Annotated in this window: 21 protein-coding genes, 4 tRNA genes and 1 pseudogene; all 26 read left to right on the forward strand. The window is 48.2% G+C overall.

The window, feature by feature from the left end; genetic code table 11:
- The first annotated feature begins 144 nt into the window (after window positions 1-144).
- The 26 genes and pseudogenes from ACWQXP_RS18855 (at window position 145) to rpsC (ending at window position 22,274) form a co-directional block, all read left to right on the forward strand.
- A tRNA-Tyr gene (locus ACWQXP_RS18855) sits at window positions 145-229 on the forward strand.
- A gap of 58 nt (window positions 230-287) precedes the next feature.
- Window positions 288-362 (forward strand) — tRNA-Gly (locus tag ACWQXP_RS18860).
- Window positions 363-440: 78 nt separating this feature from the next.
- A tRNA-Thr gene (locus tag ACWQXP_RS18865) sits at window positions 441-516 on the forward strand.
- Between the two features lie 111 nt (window positions 517-627).
- Window positions 628-1,833: an elongation factor Tu gene (gene tuf, locus ACWQXP_RS18870; RefSeq protein ID WP_454064398.1), complete on the forward strand. Its 1,206-nt coding sequence runs from the start codon at window positions 628-630 to the stop codon at window positions 1,831-1,833.
- A gap of 37 nt (window positions 1,834-1,870) precedes the next feature.
- Window positions 1,871-2,020 (forward strand): 50S ribosomal protein L33, encoded by a 150-nt coding sequence (rpmG, locus tag ACWQXP_RS18875; RefSeq protein ID WP_447970529.1) that lies wholly within the window; start codon window positions 1,871-1,873, stop codon window positions 2,018-2,020.
- A gap of 97 nt (window positions 2,021-2,117) precedes the next feature.
- A tRNA-Trp gene (locus tag ACWQXP_RS18880) sits at window positions 2,118-2,193 on the forward strand.
- Window positions 2,194-2,251: 58 nt separating this feature from the next.
- On the forward strand, window positions 2,252-2,446 hold the full coding sequence (secE, locus tag ACWQXP_RS18885; protein ID WP_454064399.1) for a preprotein translocase subunit SecE: 195 nt from the start codon (window positions 2,252-2,254) through the stop codon (window positions 2,444-2,446).
- A 16-nt stretch (window positions 2,447-2,462) separates the two neighbouring features.
- Window positions 2,463-2,999: a transcription termination/antitermination protein NusG gene (gene nusG, locus ACWQXP_RS18890; RefSeq protein WP_454064400.1), complete on the forward strand. Its 537-nt coding sequence runs from the start codon at window positions 2,463-2,465 to the stop codon at window positions 2,997-2,999.
- Window positions 3,000-3,145: 146 nt separating this feature from the next.
- Window positions 3,146-3,571 carry a 50S ribosomal protein L11 gene (gene rplK, locus ACWQXP_RS18895; RefSeq protein ID WP_454064401.1) on the forward strand — a complete coding sequence of 142 codons (426 nt, stop codon included), beginning with the start codon at window positions 3,146-3,148 and terminating at the stop codon, window positions 3,569-3,571.
- Window positions 3,572-3,618: 47 nt separating this feature from the next.
- Window positions 3,619-4,311, forward strand: coding sequence for a 50S ribosomal protein L1 (rplA, locus tag ACWQXP_RS18900; RefSeq protein ID WP_454064402.1), 693 nt, complete (start codon window positions 3,619-3,621; stop codon window positions 4,309-4,311).
- 34 nt (window positions 4,312-4,345) lie between these two features.
- Window positions 4,346-4,852: pseudogene (rplJ, locus tag ACWQXP_RS18905) on the forward strand (50S ribosomal protein L10); the annotation flags it as partial.
- A 33-nt stretch (window positions 4,853-4,885) separates the two neighbouring features.
- Entirely contained in the window at window positions 4,886-5,287 is a 402-nt protein-coding gene (rplL, locus tag ACWQXP_RS18910) for a 50S ribosomal protein L7/L12 (RefSeq protein ID WP_454064739.1), read from the forward strand.
- 51 nt (window positions 5,288-5,338) lie between these two features.
- Window positions 5,339-9,304: a DNA-directed RNA polymerase subunit beta gene (gene rpoB, locus ACWQXP_RS18915; RefSeq protein ID WP_454064403.1), complete on the forward strand. Its 3,966-nt coding sequence runs from the start codon at window positions 5,339-5,341 to the stop codon at window positions 9,302-9,304.
- Between the two features lie 52 nt (window positions 9,305-9,356).
- A complete protein-coding gene (gene rpoC / locus ACWQXP_RS18920) occupies window positions 9,357-13,517 on the forward strand; it encodes a DNA-directed RNA polymerase subunit beta' (protein ID WP_454064404.1) in 4,161 nt (1,386 codons plus the stop codon).
- A 119-nt stretch (window positions 13,518-13,636) separates the two neighbouring features.
- The gene (gene rpsL / locus ACWQXP_RS18925; protein WP_454064405.1) at window positions 13,637-14,008 is read left to right on the forward strand and encodes a 30S ribosomal protein S12; all 372 of its coding nucleotides are present in this window, start codon (window positions 13,637-13,639) and stop codon (window positions 14,006-14,008) included.
- A 55-nt stretch (window positions 14,009-14,063) separates the two neighbouring features.
- On the forward strand, window positions 14,064-14,534 hold the full coding sequence (gene rpsG, locus ACWQXP_RS18930) for a 30S ribosomal protein S7 (RefSeq protein WP_454064406.1): 471 nt from the start codon (window positions 14,064-14,066) through the stop codon (window positions 14,532-14,534).
- Between the two features lie 110 nt (window positions 14,535-14,644).
- Window positions 14,645-16,732 (forward strand): elongation factor G, encoded by a 2,088-nt coding sequence (fusA, locus tag ACWQXP_RS18935; protein ID WP_454064407.1) that lies wholly within the window; start codon window positions 14,645-14,647, stop codon window positions 16,730-16,732.
- A gap of 82 nt (window positions 16,733-16,814) precedes the next feature.
- Window positions 16,815-18,020 carry an elongation factor Tu gene (tuf, locus tag ACWQXP_RS18940; RefSeq protein ID WP_454064398.1) on the forward strand — a complete coding sequence of 402 codons (1,206 nt, stop codon included), beginning with the start codon at window positions 16,815-16,817 and terminating at the stop codon, window positions 18,018-18,020.
- 25 nt (window positions 18,021-18,045) lie between these two features.
- Window positions 18,046-18,357 (forward strand): 30S ribosomal protein S10, encoded by a 312-nt coding sequence (gene rpsJ / locus ACWQXP_RS18945; protein WP_454064740.1) that lies wholly within the window; start codon window positions 18,046-18,048, stop codon window positions 18,355-18,357.
- A 72-nt stretch (window positions 18,358-18,429) separates the two neighbouring features.
- Window positions 18,430-19,059 (forward strand): 50S ribosomal protein L3, encoded by a 630-nt coding sequence (rplC, locus tag ACWQXP_RS18950; RefSeq protein ID WP_454064408.1) that lies wholly within the window; start codon window positions 18,430-18,432, stop codon window positions 19,057-19,059.
- A gap of 6 nt (window positions 19,060-19,065) precedes the next feature.
- Window positions 19,066-19,689, forward strand: coding sequence for a 50S ribosomal protein L4 (rplD, locus tag ACWQXP_RS18955; protein ID WP_454064409.1), 624 nt, complete (start codon window positions 19,066-19,068; stop codon window positions 19,687-19,689).
- A gap of 2 nt (window positions 19,690-19,691) precedes the next feature.
- Entirely contained in the window at window positions 19,692-19,979 is a 288-nt protein-coding gene (locus tag ACWQXP_RS18960) for a 50S ribosomal protein L23 (RefSeq protein ID WP_454064741.1), read from the forward strand.
- A gap of 47 nt (window positions 19,980-20,026) precedes the next feature.
- Entirely contained in the window at window positions 20,027-20,869 is an 843-nt protein-coding gene (gene rplB, locus ACWQXP_RS18965; protein WP_454064410.1) for a 50S ribosomal protein L2, read from the forward strand.
- Window positions 20,870-20,878: 9 nt separating this feature from the next.
- Window positions 20,879-21,166 (forward strand): 30S ribosomal protein S19, encoded by a 288-nt coding sequence (gene rpsS, locus ACWQXP_RS18970; protein WP_454064411.1) that lies wholly within the window; start codon window positions 20,879-20,881, stop codon window positions 21,164-21,166.
- A gap of 57 nt (window positions 21,167-21,223) precedes the next feature.
- Window positions 21,224-21,562: a 50S ribosomal protein L22 gene (gene rplV, locus ACWQXP_RS18975; protein WP_454064412.1), complete on the forward strand. Its 339-nt coding sequence runs from the start codon at window positions 21,224-21,226 to the stop codon at window positions 21,560-21,562.
- Between the two features lie 46 nt (window positions 21,563-21,608).
- Complete coding sequence (rpsC, locus tag ACWQXP_RS18980) at window positions 21,609-22,274, forward strand: 30S ribosomal protein S3 (RefSeq protein WP_454064413.1); 666 nt, start codon at window positions 21,609-21,611, stop codon at window positions 22,272-22,274.
- The last annotated feature ends 50 nt before the right edge of the window (window positions 22,275-22,324 follow it).

Consider the following 22,324-nt stretch of genomic DNA (forward strand, 5'->3'; position numbering starts at 1 on the left):
GCGGAGGCAAGGGACCTCCAGTCTCATGCTTTCTTGTAAAGTGTTAAAACGGCAGGTTCTTTCTCTGTGGGCAAGTGGCCAGCAATCCCACCCCCATCTCAGTCTTTCCCTGTTGCGAGTTGTCGACCAGTAGGAACATATAAAGGGCAGGTACCCAAGTGGACAACGGGGGCAGACTGTAAATCTGCTGCCATCGGCTTCCAAGGTTCGAATCCTTGCCTGCCCACCATAAATTATTGATGTGAATGCAGGTAGGCTTACAGGTTAGTTGTTGGAAAATACTATTAGCGGGCGTAGCTCAGTGGTAGAGTTCCAGCCTTCCAAGCTGGCTGTCGTGGGTTCAAATCCCATCGCCCGCTCCAATTGATGCGTGGAGCATGATGAGTTTATGAAGGATGGATTCCTTCTATTTGTATTTGACGGTTCTCGGTCATTGGAGGGCCCATGTAGCTCAGTTGGTAGAGCACGTCCTTGGTAAGGACGAGGTCACGCGTTCGATCCGCGTCGTGGGCTCCATTAGGTGCAAGTCCCTCTCGTAAGTGTGATCTTTTTTGCTTATCTATTAATTTTGTAACGTCTGAATTGAAAAATTAACGGTTTTTTGATTAGAGGTTTTTGGAGGCGGGAATGGGGAAGGCGAAATTTGAGCGGAAGAAGCCGCATTTGAATGTGGGGACCGTGGGGCATGTGGACCATGGCAAGACGACGCTGACCTCGGCGTTGACGAAGGTGATGGGCGATCAAGGGATGGCCAAGTATATCGCCTATGATGAGGTGGCGAAGGCGAGTGAATCGCAGGGCCGTCGGGATCCCACGAAAATTCTCACCATTGCGATTTCCCATGTGGAATATGAGTCTCAGAATCGCCATTATGCGCATGTGGACTGTCCGGGGCATGCGGACTATGTCAAGAACATGATCACGGGCGCGGCGCAGATGGATGGGGCAATCTTAGTGGTCTCGGCCGCCGACGGGCCCATGCCGCAAACGCGGGAGCATATTCTCTTGGCGCGGCAGGTGGGGGTGCCTTATATTGTTGTCTTCTTGAATAAAGCGGATAAAGTCGAAGATCCTGAGCTGTTGGAGCTAGTGGAGTTGGAAGTGCGGGAGTTGTTGAGTAAGTATGGTTTCCCGGGCGATGATGTGCCGATTGTGACAGGCTCAGCGATTAAAGCGATTGAGGGGGATCAGAGTGAGATCGGGGTGCCCTCGATCATGAAGTTGTTGGAGGCGGTGGATAGTTATATCCCGACGCCGGAGCGGGCGATTGATAAGCCGTTTTTGATGCCGATTGAAGATGTGTTTACGATCAGTGGGCGCGGGACGGTAGTGACGGGTCGTGTGGAGCGTGGGCAAGTGAAGGTGGGGGATGAGATTGAGATCGTCGGGCTCAAGGACACGCAGACGACCGTGGTGACGGGAGTGGAAATGTTCCGGAAGGTGTTGGATGAAGGGCAGGCGGGGGATAACATTGGGGCGTTGCTCCGAGGGACGAAGAAGGAAGAGGTGGAGCGCGGGATGGTGTTAGCGAAGCCCAAGAGTATCACGCCGCATACGAAATTTAAGGCGGAAGTGTATGTATTGACGAAGGAAGAAGGTGGCCGTCATACGCCGTTCTTTAAGGGGTATCGACCACAGTTTTATTTCCGCACGACGGACGTGACGGGGATTGTGGAATTAGAGGCCGGGGTGGAGATGGTGATGCCGGGCGACAATGTCTCGTTTACGGGGGAGTTGATCGCCCCGATTGCGATGGAGCAGGGGCTGCGGTTCGCGGTGCGGGAAGGTGGTCGGACGGTCGGGGCCGGTGTGGTCACGGAAATCTTAGCCTGAGGCTGGTAGTTTATTTATCACGTTGAGGTAGCAAGTTATGAGGGTGATTATTTCTTTGGCGTGCGGTGAGTGTAAGAGGCGAAATTACTCGACAATGAAAAATAAGAAAAATGACCCGGACCGACTGGAGAGGAAAAAGTTTTGTCGGTTTTGTCGGAAGCACGTTCCCCATAAAGAAGTGAAGTAATTAGGTTTTTTGTAGGGTCGGAGAGTAAAAGTGTGGGATGTGAATGTCGAGATCTAAGCGCGCATTTCATTTACGCCATGCGTTTCACTGAGCATAGAGGGGCATAGTGTTAACGGCTAGCACGTCGGTCTCCAAAACCGAAAGTCCGGGTTCGAATCCTGGTGCCCCTGCCATGGTGTGTGGGTACATCTGGGGGTCATCTGTAAGAGTAGTGACTAAAAGGGATGGATAGTGTTTAAGAAACTGTGGACGTCAATCGTAGAATTCCTCTCGGATGTGAAGAGTGAATTGAAAAAGGTCTCCTATCCTACAAAGGCGGAGACTGTCGGCTCCACAACTGTTGTGCTGCTTTTCTGTGTCATCATGGCAATCTATTTGTCCGTTGCTGATTCGTTATTTGTTTGGGTAATCAGTAAAATTCTTTAGTGGAGTCAAAATCGTCATGCCGAAAAATTGGTATGTAATTCATACGTATGCTGGGTATGAAGGTCGAGTCAAGACGAGTATCGTTGAGCGAGCGAACCAAATGGGCATGAGTGATGTCGTGGGTCAGGTATTGGTTCCAACGGAGGATGTTGTCGAGTTTAAAGATGGAAAGCGGCGAGCATCAAAACGCAAATTTTTCCCTGGGTATGTCTTATTAGAGTCGGAAGGTTTGTTGAGTGATGAAGCGGTGGTCATGATTAAAGAGACTCCAAAGGTCACGGGGTTTGTTGGCGGGGGGATACGGCCGATTCCCTTGGATCCTGGAGAAGCTGAGACTTTATTGGGTCAATTGGAATCAGGGATGACCGTGCCAAAAGAGTCGGCCGACTTTGAGAAGGGTGATAGTGTTCGAATTATCGATGGGCCATTCCTTGGTTTTAACGGGCTGGTGGATGAAGTTGATGAAGATCACTCCCGTGTGAAGGTTTTTGTGAGTATATTTGGTCGGTCCACGCCGGTTGAGTTGGCGTTTTCTCAGGTTGAGCGAGGGTAGTTTTTGTTGGAACTTGTGAGTATTTGCAGGTGAAATACTTTATAGATTTGGTGAGTGGTTGTCTGTCTGTATGAGGTAGGGTTTCGTGTATTCCTTGGTGTAGATGGTCGTTGTTATCTTCATTAATCTTGGTGTAGGAAAATCTCATGGCTAAAGAGGTGATGACTCAAATTAAGTTGCAAATTCCAGCCGGCAAGGCGAATCCGGCACCTCCTGTAGGACCATCACTGGGTCAGCACGGAGTCAACATTATGGATTTTTGTAAACAGTTTAATGCGAAAACGCAAAAAGAAGAAGGCTCGGTTATTCCGGTTGTCATCTCCGTTTACAAGGATCGAAGTTTTTCGTTTATCACCAAGACCCCGCCAGCATCTGACTTGCTGAAAAAGGCTGCTGGCTTAATTAAGGGATCTGGTGTTCCTCACAAGCAAAAGGTGGGAAAGATTTCTCAAACCCAATTGGAGGAAATTGCTAAGCAAAAGGTTGTCGACCTGAATGCCATTGACGTGGCAGGTGCGGCTAAAATTATTGCCGGGACTGCTCGAAGTATGGGTATTACGATTGAAGGGTGACGGCTTAGTTGCTTCTTTAGTACTAATTGGAGGAAGGATGGTGTGGGGTGAATAAAAAGTTTCAAGCGGCAAAGGCCAAAGTGGAAGAGAAATTGTATGACCTTCCTGAAGCAAGTGAGTTAGTTAAGCAGATTGCGTTCGCCAAGTTTGATGAAACGGTCGAGTTGGCCATACGCTTGGGGGTTGATCCGAAGCGAGCGGACCAGTTAGTGCGGGGAACGACGGCGTTACCCTATGGAACTGGGAAGAAGGTTCGAATCGTCGTGTTTGCGAAGGGCGAAAAAGAGCAGGAAGCCAAGGCTGCTGGAGCTGACTTTGTTGGCGCTGAAGATCTTTTGGAGAAAGTGAAGGATGGTTGGCTTGACTTCGACTCGGCTATTGCTACTCCTGACTTGATGGGGGCGGTTGGTAAGTTAGGTAAGGTTCTTGGACCTCGCGGTCTGATGCCCAACCCCAAAACGGGTACGGTAACTTTTGAGGTGGGAAAGGCTGTTGAGGAAATCCGAAAAGGTCGTGTTGAATTCAAAGTTGACAAGGCGGGGATTGTGCATGTTCCTGTCGGGAAAATTTCCTTTGACAGTAAGCAAATTAAAGATAACGCTTTAGCTGTATTTGACTCTATTATGAAAGCAAAGCCAGCATCAAGTAAGGGTAAATACGTCAAGACTGCCACCCTTTGTAGTACGATGGGCCCTGGTGTCCCACTTGATAGCGTTGGTGTCATTCGTCAATTTGGGTAATGTCCTGGGTGGATGCAGGAAGCGAGATGAATCGATGAAAAAAACAGACAAGTCAGCAGTTGTAACGGAAATGCATGATCGGTTTCTCCAGGCGAGGCTCGCGATTGTTGCAGAATGTTCTGGTATGCCTGTCAATCAGGTTGCTCAGTTGCGTCGGCAGCTTCGTGATGCGCAGGCTCGTATGCATGTTGTGAAAAATACGTTAGCGAGTCGTGCGGTTGAAGGGACGCCTTTGCTGCCAGTTCAGGGTCTATTTATCGGGCAGTTGGCGCTTGTCATTGGGTACGATGATCCTGTTTTGCCCGCCAAAGTTGTTAGAGATTTCATAAGAAATGAAAAGTGTGAAGATAGGTTAAGTGTCAAGGGTGGTGTGTTAGATGGGGTGGCTCTCGATCCAGCGCGGTTAAATGCTGTGGCCGATCTGCCTTCAAGGAATGAATTGTTGTCGATGTTCCTGTCGGCCGTACAAGGTCCTGTACGAGGTTTTGTGGTTGCGCTGAATCAAATTGTCCGTGGATTTGTTGCCGTGGTGGCTGCAATACAAGAAAACAAAAGTCAGAAGGGGGAGGGAGAAATGCCTGCAACAGAATCGAACTTATCGAAAGAAGATATTATTAACGGTGTGTCAAGTATGAGTGTCTTAGAGTTATCGGAATTAGTGAAGGCACTCGAGGAGAAGTTTGGTGTCACGGCTGCGGCGCCAGTTGGTGTGATGGCTGCCCCGGCTGCTGGAGGCGGTGCTGCTGCGGCTGAAGAGGAAAAGACTTCCTTTGACGTGGTGTTGGGTAGTGCTCCGGCTGACAAGAAAATTCAAGTCATTAAAGTAGTGCGGGAGATTACAGGATTAGGGTTAAAGGAAGCCAAGGATCTTGTAGAGGCTGCTCCTAAGCCCGTTAAGGAAGGCGTTTCGAAGGAGGAGGCTGATGGATTTCAAAAGAAACTCCAAGAGGTTGGTGCGACTGTAGAAATTAAGTAGAGTCTAGACCATTCCTGGCGAAGACATGTTCATTTATTAAAGGAGCACCGAATGGCCCAATCCGTGAACCAGGGGACAATTGTGCGTACAAGTTTTTCCAAAATACCGTTGACCATTCAAATTCCTGACCTCGTAGAGGTTCAGCGAAGGTCATACGACGAATTTCTTCAAGCTGGAACGCCTCCTGAGAGGCGAGAAGAAAAAGGACTTCATGCAGCATTGAAGAGCGTATTCCCCATTGGAGATTATAATAATTCGGCTCTTTTGGAATTCTCAAATTATGCATTGGGCACGCCGAAGTATGATGTCCGAGAATGTTTAGAGCAAGGAATGACTTTGGCTGCTCCTTTAAAGCTTCGAGTGCGTTTAGTGGTGTTTGATAGTCAGGATAAAGCCGTCAAAAATAGAGTTTTAGACGTTCGAGAGCAAGAAGTGTATGTTGGTGAATTACCCTTAATGACCGATCGCGGGACATTTATTGTTAATGGGACGGAACGGGTGGCTGTGAGTCAGTTGCATCGTTCTCCAGGAGCATCTTTCAGTCATGACAAGGGTCGGACTCATGCTAGTGGAAAGGTTCTCTATTCCGGGAGAATAATCCCCTATCGTGGATCGTGGTTGGACTTTGAATTTGATGCACGAGATATCTTGTATGTCCGCATTGATCGGCGTCGAAAAATGCCGGCGACAATATTACTTAAGGCGTTTGGGTATTCTGCGGATGATCTTTTGAAAATGTACTACCCTGTTGAAGAGATTCGGGTTAGTGGGGGAACGTTGGTTCGTAAGCTTGATCCTGAATTGCACGGGGGGCTTCGTGCTTCGATTGATGTGGTAGGGGCAGGCGGTGGTGATCCTATCGTAAAAGAAGGCATGCGGCTTACGAAGCCTATCCTGGCCAGGATCAAGGCAGCTGGAGTTAAAGAAATTCCTGTGAAGCCGGATGAACTTGTTGGGCGTGCCGTCTTAACGGAATTAATCGATCCGACATCCAAAGAGGTTATTCTCGAAAAGAATCAACGATTAACGGCTGCCATTATTGAACAAATTATTGAAGGCGATCTTCCTCCATTTAAAGTCATCTATCTTGGTGGGACGGCGAGTCCTGTCATTCTTGATACATTAGATGCTGAGCGAACCTCTTCTCGGGAAGAGGCGTGGGTTGAAATTTACAAGCGACTTCGGCCCGGCGAAATGCCGTCCGTTGATTCCGCCAAATTGCTCTTTGAGAATTTGTTTTCGAATCCAAAGCGTTACGACCTGTCTCCGGTTGGACGCTTGAAAATGAATAAGCGATTTGATCTTGATTTGCCATTGGATCAGCGAACATTAACCTCTCAGGATCTGGTTGAGGTTGTGCGATGTCTCGTTGAATTGAAGTCGGGAAAAGGCGAAGTCGATGATATTGACCACTTGGGGAATCGACGTGTTCGTTCTGTTGGTGAATTGTTAGAGAATCAGATTCGATTGGGCCTCGCGCGTATGGAGCGAAGCATCAAGGAGCGCATGAATCTTCTGGATATGGAGACGGTGCTTCCGCATGATTTGATCAATGCCAAGCCGATTGTTGCTGCGATCAAGGAGTTTTTTGCGGGGAGTCAGCTTTCTCAATTTATGGATCAAACGAACCCCCTGGCAGAGATTACGCACAAGCGTCGGCTGTCGGCACTTGGCCCTGGCGGATTGACGCGAGAGCGAGCGGGTTTCGAGGTGCGGGATGTGCACCCCTCCCACTACAGTCGCATATGTCCAATTGAAACACCTGAAGGACCAAATATTGGTCTGATTACGTCCTTGGCAACGTATGCACGCATTAATCAGTTTGGGTTTATTGAAGCGCCATTTCGTAAGGTGCGTAAAGGGCGTCCCGTCGATGAAGTGGAATTTCTCTCCCCGCTTGAGGGTGAGAAGTTTGTCATTGCGCAAGCTAATACTAAAGTTGATGCGAATGGACGTTTTGAATCTGACACGATCACTGCACGGGCAGGTGGCGAGTTTGTCATCACAACGCCAGAAGAAGTGGATTATCTCGACGTTTCACCGAAGCAGGTGGTGAGTGTTGCGACGGCACTTGTTCCCTTCCTTGAGCATGATGATGCGAATAGGGCATTGATGGGTTCCAACATGCAGCGACAAGCTGTTCCATTGATACAATGTGAAGCTCCATTGGTTGGGACGGGGATGGAGTCCATTGTCGCGCGTGACTCAGGATATTTGGAGCGTGCTTCAGGCGATGGGGTCGTTGAGAGTGTGGATGCCAGGCGAATTGTCATACGAACTGAATTGCAGAAGACGGATGAAGGAAAGAAGGGGAGCAGTCGATTATTAGAGACCTTTGACCTTATTAAGTTTCAGCGGACCAATCAAAATACCTGTATCACTCAAACTCCGATTGTGCGGGTTGGGCAGCCCGTTAAGAAAGGGCAAGTATTGGTTGACGGACCAGCAATGGATCGTGGAGAGCTGGCCCTTGGTAAAAACGTCTTGGTCGCCTTCATGCCATGGGGTGGATACAATTTTGAAGATGCGATTTTATTAAGTGAAAAGCTTGTTCGTGATGATACGTTTACCTCTATTCATATTGAAGAATTTGAAGTTGAGGCTCGTGACACCAAGCTGGGTAAGGAAGAAATTACGCGAGACATTCCAAATCTTGGTGAAGAGGCGCTAAAAAATCTTGACGAGAGTGGGATTGTTCGAATCGGGGCAGAGGTCAAGGCCGGAGATATATTGGTTGGAAAAGTGACGCCAAAGGGTGAGACGCAATTGACTCCGGAAGAGAAACTCCTTCGTGCTATCTTTGGTGAGAAGGCGGGTGATGTAAAGGACACATCTCTCCAAGTTCCTCCTGGCATTGAAGGCATTGTGGTAGACGTCAAAATTTTCTCAAGAAAAGGCGTTGATAAAGATGATCGATCCAAGACAATTGAGTCTGACGATCGAGTGAAAATTGAAAGAAACTATCAGGATGAGCTCCGCATCATTGAAGAAGAACGGAACAAAAAGATTAGAAAGCTACTCCTCGGACAATTTGTCGGTCGTGATCTGATGGACCCTGACAGCGGAGAAGTCATTCTCAAGAAAAAGGGGCGAATAACCGCAGAAGTCTTGCGGAAGCTCTCGAACGATGATGCGCGTCGTGTCATCCTTGGCGATGGCGAGGAGCAAAAGAAGCTCGAAGAGATTGAGCGAGCAGTCAAGGATCAAATTGAGATTCTTCAAACGATGTATGACGAGAGGGTCGGCAGATTAAGGCGAGGTGATGAGCTGCCGCCTGGGGTCATTAAGTTAGTGAAAGTGTACCTCGCGATTAAGCGTAAAATTGCTGTAGGTGATAAAATGGCTGGTCGGCATGGGAATAAGGGAGTCGTCTCTCGTATTCTTCCAGAGGAAGATATGCCGTACTTGCCTGATGGGACTCCAATTGAGATTGTGCTCAATCCGTTGGGGGTGCCTTCTCGAATGAATGTCGGGCAAATTCTTGAGACACATCTTGGTTGGGCTGCGAAGGCTCTGGGAATTCATGTAGAAAGCCCAGTGTTCGATGGTGCAACTGAAACAGAGATCAAGAAATTCCTTAATCAAGCAGACCTTCCTGAAAGCGGGCAATCGGTTGTATATGACGGCCGAATTGGAGAGCCGTTTAAGAGTCCCGTGACAGTTGGATATGTGTATATGTTGAAGTTGCACCATTTGGTTGATGACAAGATTCATGCACGTTCCATTGGGCCATATTCATTGGTCACTCAACAGCCGCTTGGAGGAAAAGCGCAGTTTGGTGGGCAGCGGCTTGGGGAAATGGAAGTTTGGGCACTTCAGGCTTATGGAGCTGCTTCAACGTTGCAAGAATTTTTAACGGTGAAGTCTGATGACGTCCCTGGGCGATCCAGAATGTATGAAGCGATCGTGAAGGGAGAAAATTTCTTGGAGCCTGGACTTCCTGAATCGTTTAATGTCTTGGTCAAGGAACTGCAAAGTTTGGGCTTGGATGTTGAGTTGATTAAGTCTTCTGACTGATCGGCCTGTCACCTGGGTTATGCAGTTGTCTATTTAACTGGAGGGAAAATCTTTGGAAAGTATATATTCCCTATTTGAAAAGCCGCGTGATGCTGTGTCATTTGATGCGATGCGAATACGGATTGCATCACCGGAAAAAATCCGGTCTTGGTCATACGGGGAGGTTAAAAAACCTGAAACGATAAATTATCGTTCATTTAAGCCTGAACGTGATGGGCTTTTTTGTGCGAAGATTTTTGGTCCAACGAAAGACTGGGAATGTAACTGCGGTAAGTACAAAAGAATGAAACATCGGGGAATTGTGTGCGATAAATGTGGCGTTGAGGTCATCCAGTCAAAGGTTCGTAGGGAACGGATGGGGCATATTGAGTTGGCGGCCCCGGTAGCCCATATCTGGTTTCTTAAGGGTGTTCCGAGTCGGATCGGCATTTTGCTGGATATGAGTCTTAAGCAATTGGAGAAAATCCTCTACTTTGAAGCCTATGTCGTGCTTGACCCTGGCAATACTGCACTCAAAGAAAACGAATTGTTGACGGAAGAGAAGTACCGAGAATGTCTCGAGGAATTTGGGATTCAGTCGTTCAAGGTGGGTATCGGTGCAGAGGCCATTCGTGAATTATTGAGGAAGGTTGATGTTGAGGCGTTGTGGAATGATCGCGATACCAAGATGAAGGGATCTGTTTCATCGGCTGTTAATAAAAAGCTAACGAAGCGACTAAAAGTCATTGAGGCATTTTTTAAGTCCGGGAATAATCCTGAGTGGATGATCATGGATGCCATTCCTGTCTTGCCGCCAGAGCTTCGTCCGCTTGTGCCGCTCGATGGTGGGCGGTTTGCCACGTCTGACTTAAACGATCTGTATCGGCGCGTTATTAATCGTAATAATCGTCTTAAGCGATTGGTAGAGCTGAAGGCCCCCGGGGTGATTATTCGAAACGAAATGAGAATGCTTCAAGAAGCGGTTGATGCATTATTTGACAATGGGCGACGTGGGCGAGTCATCCGAGGAGCGAACAAGCGTCCGTTAAAGTCACTTAGCGATATGCTCAAAGGAAAGCAGGGGCGATTCCGTCAAAACCTGTTAGGGAAACGTGTTGATTATTCTGGTCGTTCGGTGATTGTTGTTGGCCCTGAACTTCGTTTGAATCAATGTGGCATTCCGAAGAAAATGGCTCTCGAGCTGTTCAAGCCATTTATTTTCCATAAATTGGAAGAGCGTGGTGCTGCGACGACGATAAAAAGTGCCAAGCGTCTTGTTGAGAAAGAGCGTCCTGAAGTATGGGATGTGTTAGATGAAGTGATTCGAGAGCATCCCGTGATGTTGAATCGAGCGCCAACCCTTCATCGCTTGGGAATTCAGGCATTTGACCCGGTGTTGGTCGAGGGGAAGGCGATACGTCTTCATCCTCTCGTCTGTGCAGCTTTTAATGCGGACTTTGATGGCGATCAGATGGCGGTTCATGTCCCGCTTTCCATCGAGGCGCAGATTGAGGCTCGAGTGCTCATGATGTCGATTAATAATGTTCTCTCTCCAGCAAATGGACGGCCACTATCGATTCCATCACAAGATATGGTGCTTGGCTGTTATTGGCTTACAAAACAGTCAAAGGGAGCCAGGGGCGAGGGGGCTATTTTTTCTTCCCCTGAGGAAGTGCGGATAGCCTATGATGCCGGAGAAGTTGAAGAGCAGGCTTTCGTCAAAGCTCGCATTGATCATGAATTGATTGAAACCACGGTCGGAAGAATTTTGATGTATGAGATTTTGCCATCAAAAATTCCATTTTCTCATGTCAATCAATTGATGACAAAAAAAGAAATGACGAAACTCATTGACACCGTGTATCGTCAAGCTGGCCTTCATGAAGTTGTGGTGATGTTGGACAAGCTGAAGGACCTTGGCTTTGCGTATGCCACGAAAGCCGGTGTTTCTATTTGTATCGATAACATGCATATTCCGACAAAGAAGGAAGCTCTCATTAAGAAGGCTGAAGTTGAAGTGCATGATGTACAGCAGCAATACAGTGAAGGACTGATCACCAATGGTGAACGATACAATAAGGTGATTGATATTTGGGCTCATGTCAGTGAGCAGGTTGCCAATGAGATGATGGGCGAAATTAGTGCTGATGGAAAAGACGGTGAGATGAGAGAGTTGAACCCGATTTTCATGATGGCCGACTCTGGTGCTCGAGGAAGTTCTCAGCAAATCAGACAACTAGGAGGTATGCGGGGATTAATGGCTAAGCCATCTGGAGAAATCATTGAGACGCCGATTACGGCGAACTTTAGAGAAGGATTGACCGTCCTCCAGTACTTTATCTCGACGCATGGGGCCAGAAAAGGGTTGGCTGATACCGCTCTGAAGACGGCAAACTCTGGATATTTAACTCGTCGTCTTGTTGACATTGCCCAAGATGTGATTGTCAGTGGGATTGATTGCATGACCACTGATGGAATTATCGTCACGTCACTTGTTGAAGGTGGTGAGGTGATTCAGCCTCTGGAAGAGAGAATTTTAGGTCGTCTTACCGCAGAAGATGTACATGATCCTGTCACGCAAGAAATCATCGTGAAGGCCAATGTCGAGCTCGATGAAACCCGTGTTCGTGAAGTCGTGGAGGCTGGTATTGATCAAGTTCGTATTCGATCTGTCCTGACATGTCAGTCTCGATGGGGTGTATGCGTAATGTGTTATGGCCGCGATTTAGCCAAGGGGCGGCTTGTGGAAAAAGGTGAGCCAGTTGGAGTGATTGCAGCTCAGTCTATTGGTGAACCAGGCACCCAGTTAACTATGCGGACGTTTCATATCGGAGGCACGGCTAGTAAGGTTGTCGAGCAAACTGTGCTTGAAGTGAAGCATGAGGGAGAGATGAAGTATTTGAGCTTTGATGCCAAAAAGAATACGGATTTCCATAATCCTTCTATGGCTGTCAAAACTCAAAAGGGTGATTGGGTCGTCATGAGTCGAAATGCGAAGGTTGCGATCTACGACGATAGTGGTCGTGAGAGGGAAAAATATCCTGTTGTCTACGGAGCAAAAATTAAAGTCAAGGATGGTGGGAAAGTTGAAATTGGACAAAAGGTCGTAGAATGGGATCCCTACTCTTTAACGATTCTGACTGAAGTTGGGGGGAAAATTGCTTTTGGGGATATATCCGAAGGCGTGACAATGAAGGAAGAGGTTGATGAGGTCACGGGGTTATCTCGTAAGGTTGTGATTGAGCAGGCCGGAACAAACCTCAGGCCAAGACTATCAATCAAGGATGATGGTGGAAAGACCGCTAAGCTTTCGTCCGGAGCTCAGGCACGATACTTACTTCCAGTTGGCGCGCACATTTTCGTCGAGAAGGGAAGTATTGTGCATCCTGGCGACGTGTTGGCGAAGATTCCTCGTGAAACCACAAAAACCAAAGATATCACTGGAGGGTTGCCTAGGGTGGCCGAGCTATTCGAGGCAAGAAAGCCAAAAGAGCAGGCGGTCGTCAGTGAAATTGATGGAGAGGTCTCGTTTGGTGGATTTGTCAAAGGCATGCGGAAGGTGACGGTTGATAATAAGATTGGCGATGTTAAGGAATACTCGATTCCGCGTGGACGGCACGTTAATGTTCATGAAGGGGATTGGGTTCGTGCTGGTGAACCCCTGATGGATGGATCGGCAAATCCGCATGACATCCTCGCAGTATTAGGGCCAAGAGAGCTACAGAAATTCCTTGTGAATGAAGTGCAGGAAGTGTATCGGTTGCAGGGAGTGGTCATTAATGACAAGCATATTGAGGTGATTACGCGTCAAATGCTTCGTAAAATTCGAATTGAAGAAGCGGGTGACACAATATTCTTGCCTGGCACCCAGGTTAATAGATTTGACTTTGAAGATGAAAATGAGCGAGTGCTCGCGGAGGGAGGATCGCCTGCTATTGGTAAGCCCGTTCTTCTTGGGATTACCAAAGCCTCTTTGAGTACCGACAGCTTTATTTCTGGGGCTTCATTCCAGGAGACGACGAGGGTGCTCACTGAGGCGGCTATTAATGGTCGTGTTGATGACCTTCGTGGGTTGAAGGAGAATGTCATTGTCGGACGGTTAATTCCGGCTGGAACCGGCTATTCAGAGTACCGAGAGACTTACGTTCCAGGGCCTGCTCAAAATGCGGAATTGCTGGAAGGTGAAGAGGGGACTGTCAGTCCGTTGACGGCTGTTCCTTCTGGGGGCAAGTAAGCGTGCATTATTTATTTGAGAATCGTAGAAACATCTCTTGACAGAATGAGGTATGCTCTATATACTTCATCGGTTTTGCGCAAGATTTAACAATTTCTGAAAGTAATCAGGGAAAATAAATGCCTACCGTTAATCAGTTGATTCGTGGATCTCGGAAGACTGCCAAAGCAAAAAGCAAGAGTCCCGCATTGAACCGTTGCCCTCAACGACGTGGTGTTTGCCTTAGGGTTTATACGACGACTCCCAAAAAGCCAAATTCAGCTTTGCGGAAGGTTGCGCGAGTTCGATTGACAACTGGTGTTGAGGTGACAACCTACATTCCTGGTATGGGTCACAATCTTCAGGAGCATTCCATTGTGTTGATTCGTGGCGGTCGTGTTAAGGACTTGCCGGGTGTTCGGTATCACATGGTTCGTGGGGCTTTGGATGCTGTTGGAGTGGCCAACCGAAAACAGGGTCGATCTAAGTACGGTGCCAAGAAGCCTAAGTGATGTTCGTGTGACCCGTTTTCATTCTTAATTTTCTTTAAAATGGATTTTTGTCGTTATGCCTAGAAGGCCAATTGTACTCCGTAAAAAAGTCTCTTATGATCCTCGTTTTAATGATCCGGTAGTCGGGAAGTTTTTGAGTATTCTGATGAAGGATGGGAAGAGGAGTACCGTAGAGCGCGTATGTTACGGGGCCTTTGATCTTGTCGAGGAAAAAACAGGGAATGACCCATTGAAGGTTTTTCATGCGGCGCTTGGGAATGTGAAGCCTGTTGTTGAGGTGAAGTCTCGTCGTGTTGGTGGGGCTTCGTATCAAGTGCCTGTGGAAATTCGTTCGGTGCGTCAAATTGCTTTAGGCTTGCGGTGGATTAGTCAGAGTGCGAAGGCGAGGGCTGGTCGCAGTATGCAAGAAAAGCTTGCGGGTGAATTGTTGGATGCGGCGAACAATGCCGGAGCGTCTGTGAAAAAACGGGACGAAGTGCATCGAATGGCTGAGGCCAATCGTGCTTTCGCGCACTATCGTTGGTAGATTAGTTGCTATGTGCTGCAGGTGGTCCGTCCCGAGCAGGTCTGGGGATGTTTTGACTGTTTGGGGTGTTGGACTTTACTGATCCTGCAGTATTTTTTTGTGGAGATCTTGTGAGCGTCGATTTACCATTAAGTCTGAGTCGTACTAGGAATATAGGCATCATGGCCCATATTGATGCTGGAAAGACAACGACGACTGAACGTATATTGTTTTATACGGGAGTTTCTCATCGTATTGGTGAGGTGCATGAGGGTGCCGCTCAGATGGACTGGATGGAGCAGGAGCGTGAGAGAGGGATTACAATCACTTCGGCTGCAACGACCTGTTTTTGGGGTGATCATAGAATTAATATCATTGATACTCCTGGTCATGTTGATTTTACTATTGAAGTCGAGCGGTCGCTACGTGTCTTGGATGGTGCTGTGGCGGTCTTTGATTCTGTGCAGGGTGTTGAGCCTCAGTCGGAAACAGTGTGGCGTCAGGCTGATAAGTATCAGGTGCCTCGAATCGCCTTTATGAATAAGATGGATCGTGTTGGCGCAGATTATTTTGCAGGAATACAAACGATGGTAGATCGGTTGGGCGCTAATCCTGTGCCAATTCAGTTGCCATACGGGAAAGAGGAGGCGCTTCGCGGGTTGTTTGATCTCGTTGAAATGAAGGCTTATGTCTATGACGATGAGAGTCTTGGCGCGGCCTATGCCGTTGAGGATATTCCGGAAGAATTTTTAGGCTTGGCTCAAGAGTATAGAGAAAAGATGATTGATGCCGTTGCTGAGTATGATGATTCGGTGATGGAGCGTTATCTGGATGGCGAAGAGCTTACGGCGGATGAAATTAAGCGTGCGATACGAGCTGGCACGATTAGCATGAAGATTACTCCTATCTTTTGTGGTTCGGCTTTTAAGAATAAGGGTGTTCAGCCGTTGCTGGATGCAGTGGTCAATTTTCTTCCGTCGCCTTTGGATCTTCCGCCTGTCGTGGGGGTGGATCCTAAGCAGGGTGGGGAGCTTTCTCGAAGACCTGAATTGGATGAGCCATTCTCGGCCTTAGCGTTTAAGATTATGAGTGATCCTTTTGCCGGTCAATTAACTTACTTTCGTGTGTATTCTGGAAGGCTGTCCACGGGGTCTTACATTTACAACGTCACGCAAGGGAAGAAGGAGCGTGTTGGTCGGCTATTAAAAATGCATGCGAATAAACGTGAAGATATTGATGAGGTCTTCGCGGGTGATATTGCAGCGGCGGTTGGCTTGAAGGACTCACGGACGGGTGACACGTTGTGCGATGAAAAGCACCCAATTTTGCTAGAGGTTATTAAGTTTCCTGAGCCCGTCATCTCTTTGGCTGTTGAACCTAAGACGAAGCAGGATTTGGAGAAGCTCGGGTTTTCTCTAGGTAAGCTCGCGCAAGAAGACCCCTCGTTTCATGTGAAAACTGATGAAGAGACGGGTCAGACTTTGATTTCTGGTATGGGTGAGCTGCATTTGGAGATTATCGTTGACCGTCTTCTTCGAGAATTTAAGGTTCAGGCTAACGTTGGAAAGCCTGAAGTGGCCTATCGGGAGACCATTAAGAAGGCTGCAAATGCTGAAGGCAAATATGTGAAGCAGACTGGCGGCCGTGGTCAGTATGGTCATGTTCTTTTGACGGTCGAGCCGGGCGAGCCTGGGGTAGGACTTGAATTTGTGAATAAGATCGTTGGTGGTGCGATCCCTAGGGAGTATATTCCTGCTGTAGAGAAGGGTGTGCGGGAACGTTTGGAGTCTGGTGTATTGGCTGGTTACCCAATGAGAGATTTAAAAGTCACCTTGTTTGACGGCTCGTATCATGATGTTGATTCTAATGAGATGGCCTTTAAGATTGCCGCGTCTATGGCTTTTGAGGCTGCATGTCGAAAGGCTGATCCAACATTGTTGGAACCGATTATGAAGGTGGAAGTTCTTGTGCCTCAGGATTTTATGGGTGATGTTATTGGGGATCTCAATAGTCGACGGGGTAAGGTTCATGGTATAAAGGCGCGGGCTTCATCTCAGGCTGTTGATGCAGCTGTGCCGTTAAGCGAAATGTTTGGATATGCCACCGATCTGAGGTCAAAGACTCAGGGTCGAGCAACGTATAGTATGGAATTTGAGGAATATGAAGCAGTGCCAAAGCAGTTAGCTCAGCAAATTATCAAAAAGCAGAGTGGCGAGTAAAAGGGTAGGGTACCTTTTTGGTATATGTAGTTAGCTTGTTTGTGTGATGGCTTGATAGAAAAGAACTGACAAGGAGGCGGGAATGGGGAAGGCGAAATTTGAGCGGAAGAAGCCGCATTTGAATGTGGGGACCGTGGGGCATGTGGACCATGGCAAGACGACGCTGACCTCGGCGTTGACGAAGGTGATGGGCGATCAAGGGATGGCCAAGTATATCGCCTATGATGAGGTGGCGAAGGCGAGTGAATCGCAGGGCCGTCGGGATCCCACGAAAATTCTCACCATTGCGATTTCCCATGTGGAATATGAGTCTCAGAATCGCCATTATGCGCATGTGGACTGTCCGGGGCATGCGGACTATGTCAAGAACATGATCACGGGCGCGGCGCAGATGGATGGGGCAATCTTAGTGGTCTCGGCCGCCGACGGGCCCATGCCGCAAACGCGGGAGCATATTCTCTTGGCGCGGCAGGTGGGGGTGCCTTATATTGTTGTCTTCTTGAATAAAGCGGATAAAGTCGAAGATCCTGAGCTGTTGGAGCTAGTGGAGTTGGAAGTGCGGGAGTTGTTGAGTAAGTATGGTTTCCCGGGCGATGATGTGCCGATTGTGACAGGCTCAGCGATTAAAGCGATTGAGGGGGATCAGAGTGAGATCGGGGTGCCCTCGATCATGAAGTTGTTGGAGGCGGTGGATAGTTATATCCCGACGCCGGAGCGGGCGATTGATAAGCCGTTTTTGATGCCGATTGAAGATGTGTTTACGATCAGTGGGCGCGGGACGGTAGTGACGGGTCGTGTGGAGCGTGGGCAAGTGAAGGTGGGGGATGAGATTGAGATCGTCGGGCTCAAGGACACGCAGACGACCGTGGTGACGGGAGTGGAAATGTTCCGGAAGGTGTTGGATGAAGGGCAGGCGGGGGATAACATTGGGGCGTTGCTCCGAGGGACGAAGAAGGAAGAGGTGGAGCGCGGGATGGTGTTAGCGAAGCCCAAGAGTATCACGCCGCATACGAAATTTAAGGCGGAAGTGTATGTATTGACGAAGGAAGAAGGTGGCCGTCATACGCCGTTCTTTAAGGGGTATCGACCACAGTTTTATTTCCGCACGACGGACGTGACGGGGATTGTGGAATTAGAGGCCGGGGTGGAGATGGTGATGCCGGGCGACAATGTCTCGTTTACGGGGGAGTTGATCGCCCCGATTGCGATGGAGCAGGGGCTGCGGTTCGCGGTGCGGGAAGGTGGTCGGACGGTCGGGGCCGGTGTGGTCACGGAAATCTTAGCCTGAGGCTGGAAAGAGGGGTTTGGACACGGTGAATGGAGAGCGTAGAATTAGGATTCGGTTAAAAGGGTTCGACTATCGCATTTTGGATCAGTCCGTGCGCGAAATTGTTGATACGGTTATGCGGAGTGGTGCCAGAATAGCCGGTCCAGTACCGTTGCCGACGCGCATAGAGAAGTTTACCATTCAGCGTGCGACTCATTGTGATAAGAAGTCTCGTGAGCAATTTGAAATTAGGACCCATAAAAGATTGTTAGATATTATGGAGCCGACGCCAGAGACGATGGATGCTTTGATGAAATTGAATCTTGCGGCCGGTGTCGATGTTGAAATTAAATTGTAGTATTCGTGAGATTGATTGTCGGCGCTATTTGGCTGTTGTCTATTAGAAATATAGAAATTCAGGGTTACTAGTATGATTGCAGGTTTATTGGGAAGAAAATTAGGGATGGTGCAAGTCTTTGATGCGCAGCGTCGGCTGTTGCCGGTTACGGTTGTTGAGGCTGGGCCTTGTGGTGTTTCTCAGGTGAAGACAAAGGATCGGGATGGCTATGATGCCATTCAGGTCGGATTTGAAGAGATTCAAGAGAAAAAGCTCTCCAAGCCTAACATTGGTCATTTCCGATCCAGGGAGTCTCGTCTTTGGCGCTATCTTCGAGAGTTTTCGCCAACTGGTGAGTGTAAGGTTGGTGACCTTTTTAAGGTTGATATCTTCTCTGAGGGTGAGGGTGTAGATATTCAGGGTGTGTCAAAAGGTAAGGGCTTCCAGGGTGTCATGAAGCGTCATAATTATGCAGGAGGGCCTGCTACCCATGGTTCAATGTTTCATCGCGCCCCAGGGTCAATCGGTAATGCCTCCTATCCGTCTCGTGTTTGGAAAAATAAGGCATTGCCTGGACAAATGGGCAATAAGCGGGTGACGGTTCAAGGGTTGAAGGTGGTTGAGGTTCGTCCTGAAGAAAACCTATTGTTTATATCGGGGTCTGTGCCTGGGAGTATTGGTTCGCTTGTGATTGTCAAGAAACTAACAGGTAAGGGGAAGTAGGGAGAAATGCCAACCTTCAAGGTCACGAATGCTGATGGTAGTCAAGCTAAAACTGTAGAGATGGGTGAGCGTGTATTTGGTACTCCTGTTGATCGCACGCTTCTTCATGCTGCCGTAAATATGCAGCGTGCTTCCTTCCGGCAGGGGACCTCATCGACAAAGGGTCGGGGAGAGGTGGCGGGGTCAGGTAAGAAGCCTTGGAAGCAGAAGCATACTGGTCGAGCGCGGTCGGGGTCTGTTCGTTCTCCAATCTGGCGTCATGGTGGGATCGTGTTTGGTCCAAAGCCTCGTGACTATAGTTATCGGATGCCAAGGAAGATGTATCGGTCGGCCCTTCGTTCAGCATTATCTTCAAGGGCTAGTGCTGGCGATATCATGATTCTTTCCAGTATATCTTTGCCGGAACAAAAGACTCGTCATCTGGCGAAGGTTTTAACTGATATCGGTTTATCTGGAAGTATATTGATTGTTGCGGGTGATGATTACGTCTCTCTGGAAAGGGCATCCCGTAACCTTACTGATGTGAAGTTGAGTAAAGTGGAAGATTTGAATGTCTATGACATTTTACGATACGAAAAGTTGATGATTCTTCAAAGCGAAGTCGAAAAAATTCAGGAGTTTTGGTCGTGATATTGAATCCCTATGATATTTTGATTCGTCCTCTTTTAACGGAGAAAATTACTAATCTTCGTGACAGCAAAAATTGTGTGTCTTTCGTCGTGAGTCGAAGGGCGTCAAGAATCGACATTGGGCAAGCGGTTGAAGATATATTGAAGGTGAAGGTTGAGTCAGTCAATGTAATGAATGTAAAGGGAAAGCCAAAACGACAGGGTCGTTTTGTCGGAAGGCGGCCTGATTGGAAGAAAGCGATTATCACCCTTAAGGAAGGTGAGAAGGTTGACCTGTATGAGAGTGCTTAGCGTCATGTCAATTGTTTTCTTTTTTGAAACCAGTGTGAGTTGATGAAATGTCAATAAAAGAATATAAGCCAACTTCCCCTGGCCGCCGTGGAATGTCCTCACTGTCTAGTGCTGGACTTTCGAAAAAACGACCGGACAAGGGTCTCACCGAAAGTCTTTCAAAGTCTGGCGGGCGTAATAATCGGGGAAGGGTAACATCGCGTTTTCGTGGAGGTGGACATAAGCGGTTGTATCGAAAGATTGACTTTAAGCGAGACAAGGTTGGTATTGAAGCAAGGGTTGCGGGTATTGAATACGATCCAAATCGTTCTGCAAGAATTGCTCTTTTGCATTATTGCGATGGGGAAAAGCGCTATATATTAGCTCCCGATGGGCTGGCGGTAGGTGATCGTGTCTATGCTGGGCCTGGGGCTGAGATTCGAGCAGGTAATGCATTGGCCTTAATGTCTATGCCATTGGGTTCTGTTGTTCATAATATTGAACTTCGACCTGGAAAAGGTGCTCAATTGGTTCGGAGCGCGGGCTCTTCTGCTCAGGTTATGGGTCGTGATGGGGCGTACGTTCAAGTTCGATTGGTGTCTGGTGAAATGCGACGTATCCTGGGCACGTGCATGGCAACTGTCGGGCAGGTTGGTAATAGCGATCATGGAAATATTACAGTGGGGAAGGCGGGTCGTTCTCGTTGGAAGGGACGGCGTCCTCATGTTCGTGGAGTCGTTATGAATCCAGTTGATCATCCCCATGGTGGGGGTGAGGGGAAGGCTGGTCAAGGTAATCCTCATCCGGTATCCCCATGGGGTGTTCCGACTAAAGGGTACAAAACCCGAAGTAAGAAGAATCCGTCCTCAAAGTTCATTATTGCTCGGCGGAAGTCTAAAAAAGGTAAATGAGGATCTTAAATGCCTAGATCAGTTAAAAAAGGTCCATTTGTTGATGATCATCTTTTAGAAAAAGTTGAAAAGATGAATGACTCACGTGATTCCAAGTTGATTAAAACCTGGTCTCGTCGGTCGACTATTGTGCCAGAAATGATCGGCCATACTTTCGGTGTTCATAATGGGAGAAAATTTATCCCAGTGTATGTTACAGAAAATATGGTTGGCCACAAGCTTGGGGAGTTTTCTCCTACCAGGTTCTTTAAAGGCCATGGTGCTGCAAGAACCGAAAAGGGTGCTGCCTTAAAGTAGTCGATTGGCTGAATGAACGCTCATGTTTAACGCAAGTTGTGAATTGAGGTAATTGTTGTGTCAGAAGCTCGAGCTCTTTTGCGTCATGTAAGAATTACTCCTCGGAAAGCTAGGGAAGTCGTGGATATGGTTCGCGGTCGTCAAGCTCAGGAAGCTTTAAACCTTTTGCGGTATACGCCAAGATCGGCTGCTCGGGTCGTCGAGCAAGTGCTGCAATCTGCTGTCGCGAATGCTGGTCAGAAGGAATTGGGTGAACCTGATTCTCTTAGGATTATTCGAGCTTATGTGGATGGTGGGCCTGTGCTGAAGCGATTTCGTGCTCGATCCATGGGAAGGGCTAATCCTATTGTGAAGCGGACCAGTCATATTACACTCGTTGTGGGTCCGGTGTCTTGAGGATCAGTCTATTGTTTATGTCTAATCAGCAGGTTGTGAGGTAAAGATGGGTCAGAAAACCCACCCGTTCGGTTTTCGTCTTGGCTATACGCGAACGTGGAATTCCCGATGGTATGCCAAGAAAGATTTCACCAAGCTGTTACATCAGGACTTAGCGATTCGAGGTCTTGTTAAGAAGAGGCTCTATCACGCTGGGATTTCTAGGGTTGAGATTGAGCGTTCTGGCAATCAGGTGAAGGTAATCATTCATACGGCTCGCCCAGGCATTATTATCGGTCGAAAGGGAGCCGAGGTTGATAAGCTGAAGGCATCACTGGAACGAGAATACGGAAATGAAGTGTATGTTACGGTGAAAGAAATCAAGAAGCCTGAGTTGGATGCTCAGTTAGTTGCTGAAAATATTGCCACTCAGCTTGAGAAGCGTGTGTCGTTTCGTCGTGCTTTGAAGAGAAGTGTCGCGTCGGCTTTGCGCCTTGGGGCTCTTGGGGTTCGCGTCTACTGTGCTGGTAGATTGGGTGGTAATGAGATTGCGCGCACTGAGTGGTATCGTGAGGGGCGCGTTCCTCTTCACACCCTTCGAGCAGATGTTGAGTATGGTTTTGCAGAGGCGAAGACGGCCATGGGGATAATAGGTGTGAAAGCCTGGATATTTAAAGGAGAAGCGACGATTCCTTCTGTCGAAAAAGCTGACTCCACGTTAGGGTTTCTGTAAGGCGTTAGGCGTGCCTCCGTATTGTTGACTTTCATTGGTGGTTTAAGGAA

Source organism: Candidatus Nitrospira salsa (assembly GCF_965152625.1).